The organism is Euzebyales bacterium (assembly GCA_035461305.1).
GTDB lineage: Bacteria > Actinomycetota > Nitriliruptoria > Euzebyales > JAHELV01 > JAHELV01.
The window spans coordinates 1-13,851 of sequence record DATHVN010000023.1; the positions used below are offsets into that span (position 1 = coordinate 1).

The 13,851-nt window shown below is 70.0% G+C and carries 13 protein-coding genes; 6 read left to right on the plus strand and 7 right to left on the minus strand.

Annotated elements, in window-relative coordinates:
* Nucleotides 1-74: 74 nt before the first annotated feature.
* Together VK923_01900 and VK923_01905 are read right to left on the minus strand one after the other, a co-directional pair.
* Nucleotides 75-419, minus strand: coding sequence for a LuxR C-terminal-related transcriptional regulator (locus VK923_01900; protein HSJ43419.1), 345 nt, complete (start codon nucleotides 417-419; stop codon nucleotides 75-77).
* Nucleotides 420-817: 398 nt separating this feature from the next.
* The gene (locus tag VK923_01905; GenBank protein HSJ43420.1) at nucleotides 818-1,357 is read right to left on the minus strand and encodes a DUF308 domain-containing protein; all 540 of its coding nucleotides are present in this window, start codon (nucleotides 1,355-1,357) and stop codon (nucleotides 818-820) included.
* A 540-nt stretch (nucleotides 1,358-1,897) separates the two neighbouring features.
* Between VK923_01905 and VK923_01910 the strand changes: the two genes are divergently transcribed.
* Nucleotides 1,898-2,107: a hypothetical protein gene (locus VK923_01910; GenBank protein HSJ43421.1), complete on the plus strand. Its 210-nt coding sequence runs from the start codon at nucleotides 1,898-1,900 to the stop codon at nucleotides 2,105-2,107.
* Nucleotides 2,108-2,159: 52 nt separating this feature from the next.
* On the opposite strand, the gene VK923_01915 is transcribed toward VK923_01910, so the two are convergent.
* Nucleotides 2,160-3,749: a LuxR C-terminal-related transcriptional regulator gene (locus VK923_01915; protein ID HSJ43422.1), complete on the minus strand. Its 1,590-nt coding sequence runs from the start codon at nucleotides 3,747-3,749 to the stop codon at nucleotides 2,160-2,162.
* 400 nt (nucleotides 3,750-4,149) lie between these two features.
* On the opposite strand from VK923_01915, the gene VK923_01920 reads away from it, so the two are divergent.
* The 4 genes from VK923_01920 (at nucleotide 4,150) to VK923_01935 (ending at nucleotide 8,607) form a co-directional block, all read left to right on the plus strand.
* Nucleotides 4,150-5,268, plus strand: coding sequence for an NAD(P)-binding domain-containing protein (locus VK923_01920; GenBank protein ID HSJ43423.1), 1,119 nt, complete (start codon nucleotides 4,150-4,152; stop codon nucleotides 5,266-5,268).
* 78 nt (nucleotides 5,269-5,346) lie between these two features.
* Entirely contained in the window at nucleotides 5,347-6,054 is a 708-nt protein-coding gene (locus VK923_01925; protein ID HSJ43424.1) for a TetR family transcriptional regulator, read from the plus strand.
* Complete coding sequence (locus VK923_01930) at nucleotides 6,047-6,964, plus strand: ABC transporter ATP-binding protein (GenBank protein ID HSJ43425.1); 918 nt, start codon at nucleotides 6,047-6,049, stop codon at nucleotides 6,962-6,964. The genes VK923_01925 and VK923_01930 overlap by 8 nt, the downstream gene beginning before the upstream one ends.
* Complete coding sequence (locus VK923_01935) at nucleotides 6,961-8,607, plus strand: hypothetical protein (protein ID HSJ43426.1); 1,647 nt, start codon at nucleotides 6,961-6,963, stop codon at nucleotides 8,605-8,607. The genes VK923_01930 and VK923_01935 overlap by 4 nt, the downstream gene beginning before the upstream one ends.
* Nucleotides 8,608-8,684: 77 nt before the next feature.
* Here VK923_01935 and VK923_01940 read toward each other — a convergent pair whose 3' ends face one another.
* Entirely contained in the window at nucleotides 8,685-9,092 is a 408-nt protein-coding gene (locus VK923_01940; GenBank protein ID HSJ43427.1) for a nitroreductase family deazaflavin-dependent oxidoreductase, read from the minus strand.
* A 280-nt stretch (nucleotides 9,093-9,372) separates the two neighbouring features.
* Here VK923_01940 and VK923_01945 point away from each other — a divergent pair, with 280 nt between their 5' ends.
* Nucleotides 9,373-11,085 (plus strand): alpha/beta-hydrolase family protein, encoded by a 1,713-nt coding sequence (locus VK923_01945; protein ID HSJ43428.1) that lies wholly within the window; start codon nucleotides 9,373-9,375, stop codon nucleotides 11,083-11,085.
* A 50-nt stretch (nucleotides 11,086-11,135) separates the two neighbouring features.
* Here VK923_01945 and VK923_01950 read toward each other — a convergent pair whose 3' ends face one another.
* The 3 genes from VK923_01950 to VK923_01960 all read right to left on the minus strand — a co-directional run.
* Nucleotides 11,136-11,432, minus strand: coding sequence for an isoamylase early set domain-containing protein (locus tag VK923_01950; GenBank protein HSJ43429.1), 297 nt, complete (start codon nucleotides 11,430-11,432; stop codon nucleotides 11,136-11,138).
* 94 nt (nucleotides 11,433-11,526) lie between these two features.
* Nucleotides 11,527-12,294, minus strand: a complete 768-nt coding sequence (locus VK923_01955; GenBank protein HSJ43430.1) for a cyclase family protein — start codon at nucleotides 12,292-12,294, stop codon at nucleotides 11,527-11,529.
* A gap of 22 nt (nucleotides 12,295-12,316) precedes the next feature.
* Nucleotides 12,317-13,851: thiamine pyrophosphate-binding protein (locus VK923_01960; protein HSJ43431.1), on the minus strand; the 1,535-nt coding region annotated here is incomplete at its 5' end.

Here is a 13,851-nt window from a genome sequence, read left to right on the forward strand (position 1 = left end):
CCACGTCAGACAACGGGCGCCCAATGCGGCGACGCATCATCCTCGTCGGGCCAGGTCGGCAGGTCGCGCGAGCGCTATGACGCCAGGAGACCCAGCGCCTGCGCCTGGGCGACAGCTTCGCCTCCCGACGAGACTCCCAGCATGCGATAGATCGAGATGGCCTCGGTCTTGACCGTGTTGGGCGAGATGAAGAGGCGCTCACCGATGTTGCGAAACGAGAGGTGGGTGGCCAGGAGGGGGAGCAACCGCAGCTCGGCCGAGGTGAGCGACGAGGCGCCGATCATGTTCACGCGCAGGGTGTCCAACCGGCCTCGCAGTTCGGTGATCTCATCGATGAGCCCCCCGGGCTGGGGTAGCCGATGGACGATGTCAACGGCCTCGTGGAGGACGGTTCTGGCGCCGGAGACATCCGTGGCCATCACGTACGCACGGACCAGCTTGCCGGCGCGACCGCTGATGAGGTCAGGACACTCTGATCGCGGTGGCGCCGATCGCCGGCGAGGCTCGTCTCGTTGAGGCCGCTCCCGCACTGGCGATGGCGATTGGCTATGACATCGACGCCGCGCTCGAGGCCTAGCAGCACAGTGCAGCACACGGCGAGCACGGGTGACGGACGCGCGGTCGGTCGGTGGTGGCGGTGGTGGTGGTGGTGGCCTCACGGCAGGCTTCGTCGAGTTGGTCGAGCTGTGATGGGCGGCGGGCAGGTCAATGCACCATCCGTGCGGGCTGCGCGAGGTCAGCCACGCCTGGAGTCATGTCGTGACGGGACCGGTTGGCGCCCGGCGTCGCCATTGACGTCGACCGGGACGACGTGGCGTCACGTCGCGGCGACCGCGCGGCGCCGACGGAACAGGGCGCTCGCGGCCATGATCAGTCCCGCGATCAGCATCCACAGGCCCGCGAACCAGACGAGTGCGACGAGCGAGAGCGCGGGCTGCGCGATCACGACCAGACCAGCCACGAGCGAGAGGACGGCGACGAACAGCCGGATGATCCGGTCTCCTGGCTCGAGCACGGCGCCCACGATCCCGATCACTCCACCGATGATCCAGTACCAGCCGATCACCAGGCCGACGGTCACCGTGCTCACGATCGGCGTCAGGAAGATCGCGGCGCCGCCGATCACCGCGATGACGCCGATGACTGCACTCCACAACCGCGACCGTCCCTCGGCGCCGCGAAAAGCGTTGATCAGTTCGTAGACGCCGTAGACGAGGATGGCCAGGCCGAGCCAGCTGACCAGCACGACGGTCGTGGCGCCGGGCCAGACGAGCAGCACGACGCCGGCCAGGGCGATCAGCACGCCGAGGCCGAGCGCCGCACCGCGGCTCCGCGGCTCGCCAGTGGTTGTCGTCATGTCATGCTCTCCTACGCGCCGTACCTACCGCCGGACGCCACCCACGACCCGTTCGACCAACCGGCCGTCATGCGGGGGCGCACCCGTGATGCAAATCGAAGGTCCAGACATTGCCAACTGACGGAGGTCACGCGCCGGTACGGCCGAACAGCACTGCGAACAGCACTGCTTCGTTCCATCACCGGCGTTGGGCAGTGTGGCAGACGCGGAGCCGACGTACCAGTCCTCGCCCGTCAGAGCTCGTCAGCGTCCGCGGACGCCAGCGCTTCGCCTCTGCGCTGCCACCAGCCCGAGCCCGACGAGGTCGAGGGCTGCAAGGGCCACCATCCACTGAGAGCGCCCGGATCTCGACGAGCCCGAGCGGACCGTGACCGAGGTGCGCCCTGGCCGTCGACGCCGACCTCGCCGACGCGAGTGAGCTGTTGGGGATCGTCGCGTACGCCCGCGGCCGCTGGCAGGAGGTGTTCGGCCGTGAGTTCCTCGAAACGATCAGGCTGATGCCGGAGCTCGCGCGCTTCATCTACGACGGCAACATTGTGCATGAGCGAGTTCGCGCTGCACGAGGTACACGGGCTTGGGCGCGTCGCAGGATTCGCCGACGAGCTTCTCACGGTCGCCGACGAGGCCGGCTCCGACCAGGCTCGCGGCCTCGGGCTGCTCCTGCATGGTGAGGTCGGACCGCTTGCCGGAAACGACGTGTCAGCCGTCGGACGAGTCGCGGGAGCGCTCGAGGAACGCTGGGCTCCCTAGGTTCGATCCACGAGGTCCAGCAGGGCTGGGGCCACCGGCCGTACGGTTTGCATCAGAGCAGGTCGTGCTCGTAGGCGTACGCGGTCGCCGCGGTCCGCGAGGCGACGCCGAGCTTGGCGAGGATGCTGCCGACGTGACGGTCGACGGTCTTCACAGCCACATACAGGTCATCGGCGATCGCCTGGTTCGTCATCCCCGTCGCGACGTGGCGGAGGACCTCCAGCTCCCGGGGCGACAGCCCGTGCTCCGGTTCGGCGTCGCGCCCGTCCAGGCTGGCGAGGTCGACCGCAGCGCCGAGCCGGGTGAGCGTGCGCCGCGCCGCCGCCCGCTCGACGGCTGCCGTGTCATGGTCGCCCACCCGTCGGCAGGCCTCGCTGAGGAGCACGCGCACCCGGGCAGCGTCGTATGGCGCGTCGAGCGTCTGCCATGTGTCGAGCGCCCGGCGAAGGACGACCGCGGCGTCGGCGACATCGCCGTCGGCGAGGAGCACTGCGCCCCACGCCTGCGCCGCCGCGGCTCGCAGCGCATCCGTGTCGAAGGTGACCGCGTGGTCGGCGAGTTCGGCGGCCGCGACTGTCGCCGCATCCTTGTCGCCGACCGCCAGCATCACCTCGACGTGAGCCGGCAACAGCGTGACGCGGTCGACGGCGTCCGTTCGTTCGGCCATGAGGCGCCGCATGGCGGCCGCAGCAACGGCGGTGCGGTCCTGCGCCAGCCTGACCAGCGAGAGTCCCGGCTGTGGGTCGTGCCCCCACTCGCCGGCCTGCTGGTAGGCGTCCTCCGCGGCGGCCAGGTCGCCCCTGAGGCGGTGCACCTCGGCCACCTCGTACAGCGCCATCCCGGTCGCAGGCTCGTCCGAGGCCCCGGCGAAGCGTGCGCACGCCAGGGTCGCCTGCTCCGCGGCCTCCTGCCATGCGCCGCCGCGACGCAGGATCGTCGCACGGTGCGTCAGGCACTGGCCGGTGAACGTCACCATCCCCTGGTGACGGTCACACCACCGGGTCAGCGCGCCGGTCCACTCGCGGGCGCGACGCACCTCGCCGATCTGCTCACAGGCCTCGATCAGCGAGCAGTACACGGTCCCTGCCACCGGCGGTGACAGGGCACCGGTGATCACGGCGGCCATCGCTTCGTCGAGGTCGACGAGTCCCTGTGCGACCCCCTGGTCCAGGATCGCCGCCCGGCCGGCCACAGTGAGCCCGAGCGCGACCAGGTCGTCGTCACGTGCCCGCCGTCCGATCTCGACGACCTCACGTGCGGCCACGCGCGCCGACACGTAGTCGCGCTCGACGGTTGCGAGACGGAACGCCTGGAGGCACCGCAGGTAGCCGAGCTCCGTGGCGTCTGGCGGAAGCCGCTCCAGCAGATGCCGGCTTCGCGCCAGCCATCCGTTGGCTTGTGCGGCATCGCCACGGTTGAGCAGGATGAAGACGAGCCAGAACCCGCACCGCGCGGCCGCCGGCGCGTCGTCGCTGTCACGATGCGCCTCGAACGCACGCGCCTGCGCGTCGACCGCCGCGTCGACGTGCCCGAGCAGGTAGGCGGCGGTGGCCCAGGACTGCAGGTCGTCCGCCTCGAGTGGTACGAGCGCGTCAGCGGCGGAGAAGGCGTCGAACGCCTCGTCCCAGGCCAGGCGCTCCACCGCGGCCCGTCCTCGAGCAGCAGGCTGCGTCTCCGTCATTGGTGGATTCAACCACCGTCCATCCAGCGCACTCGCACGTCCGTACCCATCTGGCCGGCAGCATCGCTTCGGCCGCCCCGTGGTCACCCTGCCCAGTGACGCCACACCCGTCAAGGCCGTTGGCGCGGACCTTCGGCGCCCGCCGATCATGAGCGGAGCGTGTGGACGGGATGGGTGATCTCACCCATCGCATGCACGGCACGAGGATCCGGAGTCCTCCCGATGCCCGATCGGCCGTCGTTTCGTACTGTGCCGATACGACGCGGCCACACACGCTGGGGGATGGGGCGACGCGGGGTCGACCGGACGGCCACGGCGTGGTCAGGGAGCATCGGCGAATTGGCAAGGAAAAGGCGCTGACGTGACGGGCATCGGCGAGCACGAGCACATCGAGACCGTGGTCATCGGTGGGAGCCAGTCGGGGTTGGCGGTCGGCTACCACCTGACGCAACGGGACCGACCATTCGTGATCCTCGACGCCCACGACCGGGTGGGCGATGCCTGGCGGGGACGGTGGGACTCGCTGCGGCTGTTCACGACGGCGCGCTATGACGGCCTGCCGGGGATGCTCTTTCCGGCTCCAAGTCACACGTATCCGACCAAGGACCAGGTAGCCGACTACCTCGAGGCCTATGCGGAGCGGTTCAGCCTGCCGGTCGAGACCGCTCTCAGGGTGGACCGGGTGTCCCGCAGAGGGGAGGTGTTCGAGATCGCGGCCGGCGAGCGCAGATTCTCCGCGAACAACGTGGTGGTGGCCACGGGCGCGTACCACACGCCGCGGATCCCCAGCTTCGCCGACCTGCTCGATCCGACCATCCGCCAGCTCCACTCCAGCGCGTATCGCGACCCCTCCCAGCTCCGGGACGGCGGCGTCCTCGTGGTCGGCGCCGGGAACTCCGGCGCCGAGATCGCGCTCGAGGTGGCACGACATCACCCGACGTGGCTGTCGGGGCGCGACACCGGCCAGGAACCGACGCGGGCCGGGAGCCTGCCCGACCGGCTGCTGATGCCGCTGCTGTGGTTCGCTGCGTCGCGGGTGCTGACCGTCACGTCGCCGATCGGACGGAAGATGCGCGACCACTTCCTCGACCCACCCCGCGGCATCCCGCTCGGCCGGGTCAGGCGCAGCGACATCCGCGCTGCCGGGATCGAACGCGTCCCGAGAACAGCCGGCGTGCACGACGGGCACCCTGCGCTCGACGATGGCAGGATCCTGGAGGTCTCCAACGTCGTCTGGTGCACCGGGTTCGTCATGGACGTCTCCTGGATCGATCTCCCAGTCATCGCTGACGACGCGTTCCCGGTGCACCAACGCGGCGTCGTGACGTCCCAGGCGGGGCTGTACTTCGTCGGCCTACCGTTCCTCCACTCCCTGAGCTCTGCCCTGCTGGGCGGCGTGGGACGGGACGCCGCCCACATCGCCGACCACATCGCGGCGCACACGGCCGATCCGAGCATGGTGACGGTCTCGGCGGCCTGACAGATCGACGGCTTGACATCCGGTACGGTCGACTATACAATCATATAGTCAGCAATATGAGTGTATAGGAAGCGGTCTGTGAGTTCGATCTACGGTGTGAACGAACGGCCGCGTGAGGACCTGACGGCCAGAGCCCGGATCCGGGACGCGGCGATGGCCCAGTTCGCCGACCGGGGCTTCAGCGACGCGACCATCAAGGACATCGCGGACGCTGCGGGTGTGTCGACTGGTCTGGTACAGCACCACTTCGGCACCAAGGACGGCCTCCGCCAGGCCTGCGACGGCGCAGCCGCCGAGGTCGTCCAACGCCAGCTCGACGTGATCGATCACCTGGACACTTCCGTCGCCAACCCCGACATGGCGACCCTGCTCTACGACGCGAGTCCGCTACTGGTCCGCTACCTGATCCGCCTGTTGATCGAGGGCTCCCCGGTGGCGGCGCGACTGTTCGACGAGATGTCGGCCGTCAGCGAGCGCTTCCTCACAGCGTCGCGACCGGACCTGTTCCCCCCGGGTAGCCAGAAGGCCCGCGACGGCGCGACGATGATGGGTGTGATGCACCTGGGGTCGGCCGTGCTGCACGAACAGGTCAGCCGGCGGATGGACATCGATGTCTGGGCTCCGGCCAGCGCACCGAGGTTGGGTCTCGTGATGCTCGACGTCTACCTGGCGATGGCCGACTGGATCGCCTCCGACACCGGCGTTGAGACTCGCGCTGCGGTGGCCGAGTACCTGGAGCAGCTTGTTCCGGCAGCGGAGCACGATCAGGAGCACGACGATGAGTGACGCGATCCACACCTCGGGGTTGACGAAGAACTTCGGCTCCGTCCAGGCGCTCGACGGTCTCGAGCTGTCCGTCACGTCCGGTGAGGTCCACGGCTTCCTCGGGCCGAACGGAGCCGGCAAGACCACCACCATCCGCATCCTGCTCGGCCTGCTGCGCGCCAACGCTGGCCAGATCAGCGTCCTGGGCCGTGATCCGTGGACGGACGCGGTCAGCCTGCACCGCCGGATCGCCTACGTCCCCGGTGATGTCGAGCTGTGGCCCAACCTCACCGGCGGCGAGGCGATCGACGTGCTCGGTCGCCTGCGCGGCAGGCTCGACCGGGCCCGGGTCGACGAGCTGTGCCAACGGTTCGACCTCGATCCGACGAAGAAGGGCCGCACCTATTCCAAGGGCAACCGACAGAAGGTCGCGCTGGTCGCCGCGCTCGCCTCGGACGCCGAGCTGGTGCTGCTCGACGAACCGACCGCCGGGCTGGACCCGCTGATGGAGGCCGTGTTCCAGGGCTACATCCGCGCGGCCAGGGCCGCCGGGCGGACCGTACTGCTGTCGTCGCACATCCTCGCCCAGGTGGAGGCGCTCGCCGACCGGATCTCGATCATCAGGCTCGGCAGGATCGTCGAGTCCGGGACGCTGACCGAGCTGCGCCACCTGACCCGCACCACCGTCACGGTGGAGACCACCGACCCGGCCGACAGGCTCGCGCAGTTGCCGGGCGTCCACGACCTGCACGCGGTCGACGGACAGGTGCGATTCCAGGTCGATGGCAGCCACATCGACGGCACGATGCGCCAGCTCGCCGCTCTCGGTGTGCGCTCGATCGTGGCGCATCCTCCGACGCTGGAGCAGCTGCTGCTCCGCCACTACGGAGACGAGCTCGGCCGCGACGACCAGGTCGAGGTGGCGTCATGACCACCGCGACCTCGGCCCGTCCGACGACCCCGTCCCGGGCCGATCGTGCCGCGACCGGCACCGGGCGTCTCGTACGCGTCCTGCTGCGACGGGACCGCGTCAAGCTGCCGGCATGGATCCTCGGCATCACCGTCTTCGTCTTCTACTTCAACACCGCGTTGCCGACCATCGCCCCGACCGAGGCGGACCTCGCGGCGTTCACCCAGTTCTCCGCCGGGCCGGTGGGTGCGGTGCTGGGTGGACCCGGGTACGGGTTCGACGCCGACCTCACCTACGAGATCTTCTTCGTCGGCACCTACGGTCTGTACTTCCTGCTGGCCGCGGCGATCATGAACCTCCTGCTGGTCTCGCGCCACACGCGCGTCGAGGAGCAGTCGGGACGGGCCGAGCTCGTGCGCGCGAGCGCGGTCGGCCGCAACGCGCCGCTGACAGCTGCGTTGCTCGTCGCGATCGGCGCCGACGTCGTGCTGGCGCTGCTGCTCGGAACCGCCACGGCGGCGATGGGCTATGCGGTGCACGGCTCGATCCTGTTCGGCGCCAGCGTGGCCGCGGCGGGCCTCGCATTCGCCGGGGTGACCGCCCTCACGGTGCAGATCACGGAGTACTCGCGGGCCGCATCCGGACTCGCCGGCGCGGTGCTGGGCGCGGCGTACGTCATCCGCGCGGCCGGCGACCTGCTCGTCGAGAACGGCAGCATGCTGTCGTGGTTCTCGCCGCTGGCTTGGTCGCAGCAGACCCGGGCGTTCGTCGATGAGCGCTGGTGGCCGTTGCTGCTATCCCTCGCCTTCTTCGCAGGCACCGCCGCGGTCGGCTACGCGCTGGCCGGTCGACGGGACCTCGGGGCTGGTCTCAAGGCACCGCGTCCCGGGCCGGCGCGTGCGGCTGGGTGGTTGCGGTCACCGGCCGCGCTGTCGCTGCGGCTGCAGCGAGCCAGCATCCTGGGATGGGCCGCTGCCCTGGTCCTTCTCGGGTTCACGTACGGGGTGCTCGTGGGACCGATGACCGACACCTTCAGTGACCTGTCCCCGGAGTTCATGGCGGTGCTGGGTGCCGAGGACGACGTGCTCAACGGCTACCTGAGCTTCATGGCCATCTACGACGTCGTCCTGGTCGGGGTCTTCGCGATCCTCGCGGTACAGGGACTGCGATCCGAGGAGGCCAAGGGGCGGGCAGAGCCGGTGCTCGCCACTGCCACCGGGCGAGTGCGCTGGTTCGGGAGCTGGCTCGCGGTCTCCGCCGTCGGCGCAGTCGTGATCCTGGTCGTCGCGGGCTTCGCCTTCGGTGTCGGCGCGGCGGTCAGCAGCAGCGATGCGGGGCTCGTATGGGAGCTCACGGTCGCCCACCTCGTGCGCGCCCCCGAGGTGCTGGTGTTCATGGCGGTCGCTGCGATGTTGCTGGGCATCTCGCCGCGGGCCATGCCCCTCGCATGGATCGTGCTGGTGTTCGCCGGCCTGCTCGCGTTCTTCGGCCAACTGCTGGACGTGCCGCAGTGGCTGCACGATTTGTCGCCGCTCGACCACATCGCGCGCGTGCCACTCGAGGATCTCACCATCGGGCCCGTCGTGATCCTCCTGGCGATCGCCACCGTCGCGACGGGCATCGGCATGATCACCTTCCGCCGCCGTGACCTGACCGCGACCTGACCGCACCGAACCATTGGGTCCAGAGAGCAGCGGCGCGCGGCCCCGCGGGCCGACGCCGATCTGCAGGGTCAGGGCGGCTAGGACCGCGGGGTGATCACGACGACCGGGATCTCACGGTCTGTCCGGGTGGCATACGAGTCGTAGTCGGGCCAGATGTCGGCCATCATCGCCCAGAGTCGTGGCCGCTCCTCGGCGGCTGCGGTGTGTGCCGACCCGGGCATGACCTCGTTCTCGACCTGGATCTCCACGTCCGGGTTCGCCTCGAGGTTGCGATACCAGTCGGGGTGCGCGTCCGCACCACCGTTCGAGGCGACGACGACGTAGTTCGGGCCGTCATCACCGTAGATCAGTGGCGTCGTGTACGGCTCGCCGCTGGTGCGTCCCGTGGTGGTGAGCAGCAACGTGAAGACACCCGGCTGCCATTCGTGACCAACCTCGCCGTCCGATTCCCGGTACGCCTTCACATGTCTCCTGCCGAACAGCATGACTCGCCTCCCTCGTCGTAGACGCCACCGGCGTCCGTGAACAGGACCACCGTCGACGTGGTGACGGTACCGGACCTGTCCGGTACCCGCCGGAGGCGTGGTGCACGCGACCGCGATGGTGTATCTACGTGGTGAACGGCTGACCACGACGCCGCCCGTGGCTGCACGCGCGACAGTGGAGGAATCGTGGGCGACGAGCAGTCGACCATGGAGACCACGGCTCAGCTGATCGCCGCGCCGACCAGGGCGCGTCAGGCCGGGCCCCCGGAGATGCACGGCCATGACTGATCTCAAGCCACGGGGCCGACCGGACGAGGTACGCTCCGACGAAGCACTGGCACAGCCCACGACGAAGGTCTTCACGCTGGGGCTGTCGATCCCGGGCGTGGTCGTCGGGCTGCTCTTCTTCGCGCTGTCGCTGCTGCCGTCGATGTTGCCGCGCACGTTCCTGTTCCAGGGCATCGTCTCGGGCATCACCGCGATGATCGGCTACGCGATCGGCGCGACGGGCCAGTGGGCGTGGAACTTCCTTGACGTGCCCCAGCCCCGCGGGCGTACGCGCACGATCGTCATGCGGGTCCTGCTGGCCGTCGTCGTCTTCACCGTCGCCTCCGGCACGTGGCAGCACGTCGGCTGGCAGAACGACGTGCGGTCGATCTACGGACTGGATCCGATCACGCCGGTCGTGCTCCTGCCAGTGCTGGTGATCGCCGTCACCGTGGCCGCGCTGCTGCTGGTCGTGGCACGGTCGCTGCGCAAGCTGTTCGACGTGACGGTCCTTCTGCTGTACCGACGGCTGCCGCGACGGCTGTCGTTGCTGCTGGGTGGGCTGGCGGTCCTCGTGCTCGTGAACCTGGTCTACAACGGTGTGCTGGTCAACGCCTTCTTCGGCGTGTCGAACCAGGTCTTCTCGGCGTCGGACACGAGGACGAAGGAGGGTGAGCGGCCACCGCGGTCGCCGCTGCGGTCCGGCGGGCCGGGATCGCTCGTCAGCTGGGAGTCGCTGGGCCGCCAGGGCCGGTCATTCGTGTCGACGGGCCCGACGACCGACGACATCAACGACTTCTCGGGCGGGGGTGCGCTCGAGCCGATCCGCGTATACGCGGGCCTGAGGTCCGCCGGCTCGCTGCGGGCACGCGCCGACCTCGTGCTCGACGAGCTCATCCGCACCGGAGCCTTCGAGCGCGAGGTCCTCGTGGTCGGCACGACGACCGGCACCGGGTACCTCGACGCCGCCGGTGTGGACCCGGTCGAATACGTCCACAACGGCGACACCGCCATCGTGGGCGTGCAGTACTCGTACCTGCCGAGCTGGATCTCGCTGCTCGCCGACCAGCAGAAGGTGCAGCGCACCGCCCGTGTCGTGTTCGACACCGTGCACGAGCACTGGTCCACGCTTCCCAGGTCGCTGCGGCCCGAGCTGTACCTGTACGGGCTGTCGCTCGGTTCCTACGGCGCCGAGTCGATCCTCACGTCGGTCGACATCATCAACGAGCCGATCGACGGCGCGTTGATGGTTGGTCCGACGTTCGTCAACAAGCTGTGGAACCAGCTCGTCGCCACCCGTCAACCCGGCTCACCACCGTGGCTGCCGACGTACGACGGTGGCGGGACCGTTCGCTTCACCGGTGAGGAGGATGCGCTTGACATCGCCGACGACGCATGGGGACCGACCAGGATCGCCTACCTGCAGCATGCGTCGGACCCGGTCGTGTTCTTCACGCCGGACCTGATCCTCAGGCAGCCCGAGTGGCTGCTGGACGGGCAGCGCGGTCCGGGGGTGGCCGAGGACTTCGTGTACGTGCCACTTGTGACGTTCTGGCAGATGGCCTTCGACCTGGCCGGTGCCGGCAACGTGCCTGTCGGATGGGGGCACATGTACTCCGCGGAGGCCAACGGCGCGGCGTGGGCCGCGGTCACCCGGCCCGCCGGGTGGACCGCGGCCGACACCACGGCCCTGCGCGGCTTCCTCGCGGACCTTCCTCAGGACTGACCGGTCGCCGCCGGGGACCGCGGTGATGTCCCGCGGCACGGCTGACCCTGTCAGGCGGTGAACAGCACGCTGTTGTCGGAGCCCAGCGCGTTCGGCCAGTAGGCGTCGGCGCCCTCGTCGTTCTCCCATCGGGACCCGTCGAGCAGGTAGCGGAACTGGACGGGGTCGTTCTTGGGGAACCGTAGCCGGATGCGAAACGGGCCCCTGCCACGGGCAGACCGCGTCATCGGCTGAGGCTGCCAGCCGTGCCGGTCGGTGACCACCGCCGCGGACTCGATACCGTCGGTGTCGACCTGGAAGGTCACTTCGACCTCGTTGCGGGTCTTGAAGAATCGCTTGCTCACCATGGGCACACCTTTCACAAGGCACGTGAGGACGCCAGGATGCCACCGTCGGCCTGGTCACACCGGCGTTCACCGTGTCGGCGCGAACAGCGGCCCGTCAGTGCTGCACCAGCGCCAGGACCCGGGCGGGGCTGCCGGAGCCCTCGACGATCGGCAGTGGTGCCGCGATCACCAGGGCGCCGCGTGGCGGCAGGTGCGCGACGTTCTGCAGCTGGGTCAGCCCGTACTTGCCGTTGCCCAGGAAGAACGCGTGGCAGGGGAACGGCGGCTCGAACGTGACCGCGCCGCCGGCGTCGGTGCCGACCGTCTCGACGCCGATGCCAATGATCGGGGTCTCCTCGGCCAGCCACCGTGCGCACGCCGCCGACAGTCCGGGCGTGTGTGAACCGTCCTCGTCGGCGTTCAGGAACGCGTCCTGGTCGCCCGACCGGGCGTCCCACCCCGTGCGGTAGAGCAGCCATCCGCCGTCGGGGAGGGCGCCGTGCTGGTCCTCCCAGGCGCGGACGTCGTCGATCTCGAGGACGAAGTCCGGATCGTCGGCGACCCGGTCGGCCACGTCGATTACCACGGCAGGCGCGATCAGCTGCGCGGGCGGCACCTGCGACACGTCGATGCCGTCCCGGCCGGTGATCCAGTGGATCGGTGCGTCGAAATGGGTGCCGACGTGCTCACCGGTCTGGATGGCGTTCCAGTACCACGCGGGTCCCCGGTCGTCGTACCGGCTGAGCTCGGTCAGCGAGAACCCCGGCGTGTTGGTGAACGGCTCGGGCAGCTGCAGGATCGGGGTGTCCGACCGCAGCCTGGCGGTGAGGTCGATCACCTCGACCACTCCGGTGCGGACGGCGTCGAGCAGATCGTCGAGCACGGTCAACGTGGTTCCTCCTGGGTCAGTGAGCGCGGAAGGCCTCCTCGAGCCACTCCGCGACGACGGTTGGGGTGACGTGGGCGTCCATGACGCACAGCCCGTCCGGCGCGGCGAGCCAGGCATCGAGGGCGTCGAGGTCGGACGGGGTGCGGACGGTGATGCCGTGCCCGCCGGCGGCGCGCCCGTACGCGGCGAGGTCCGGCGACGCGAAGCGGACCAGGTCGACGGGGCGACCCATCGGCCGGAAGTGGTGGACCTCCGCGCCGTACGCAGCGTCGTTGTAGACGACCACCAGCAGGGGCTCGCCCAGCGACGCGGCCGTCTCGAGCTCGCCGAGCGACATCATCGCACCCCCGTCGCCCAGCGTCGCCACCGCCAGCCTGTCGGGCCGTGCCACCGCGGCGCCGATCGCGGCGCCGAGCCCGAGACCGATCGACTGGAAGGACTGGTTGAACACGAAGCCGGCAGCGTCGGGGACGTCGAGGTACATCGCCGGCCAGCCCATGAAGTGCCCGGAGTCGATCGTCAGTGTCCGCTCGGCGGGCAGCTTCGCGTCGAGGGCGATCGACAGCGTGCGCGGATCGATCGTGTCGCCGGTCGAGGCGTCGTCGTAGTCGGCGTCCCGCCAGCCGCCCGCCGTGATGCGTGCCGCGACGTGGTCGGTGCGGAACCCCTGTCGTCGGAGGTCCCGATGCTCCAGCTCGGCGAGCAGCGCGTCCGCCGTCAGCCTCGCGTCGGCCGTGACCGCGACGTCGACCCGCCGGTGGGCGCCGATGGCGTCGCTGTCGACGTCGACCTGCACCACGCGGGTCCGTTCGCCGATGAGTGCGCCATGGCGGGTCGTCCACAGGTTGAGTGATGCGCCGAACGCCACCACCAGGTCGGCGGACGCGAGCAGCTCTGCGGCCTCCGGAGAGGCGAACCCCCCGCTGATGCCGACCGCCCAGGGATCACCCACGAACAGCCCGTTGCCGTTGGCCGAGGTCGCCAGGATCGCGCCGACGCGTGCGCCGAGGCGTTGCAGTGCGGTACCGGCGCCCGCGAGCACGGCGCCCCGTCCGGCGACGATGGCGGGCAGGCGCGCCGTTGCGAGCAGGTCGACCACCCGTGTCACGGCTGTTGCCGCAGGGGCGGGAGGATCGGGCACCGCTCGCGTCGGGGCTGGCCTGGAGACGGTGGTCACCTCGGCCGCCTGGACGTCGAGCGGCAGCATGAGCGCCACGGCGCGGCGGCCCTGGGCGGCGGTCCGCCACGCGCGGTGCACGTCGGTGACGACCGTCGCGGCGCTGTGGACGCGCTCCACGATGCCACCGCACGCCCGGACCGCGGCAGCCTGGTCGATGCGGAAGTTCGAGCGCACCGCGGCGGCGGACGTGTCGGCCGCCAGCAGCAGCACGGGCGTGCGTGCCTTGGCGGCCTCGGTCAGCCCCGTCAGCGCGTTGGTGAGCCCGGGTCCCTGGTGGCAGGTGGCGACGCCGACCCTGCCAGACACTCGCGCGTAGCCGTCGGCCATGCACACCGCGGCGCACTCGTGGCGTGCATGGACGAACCGGACAC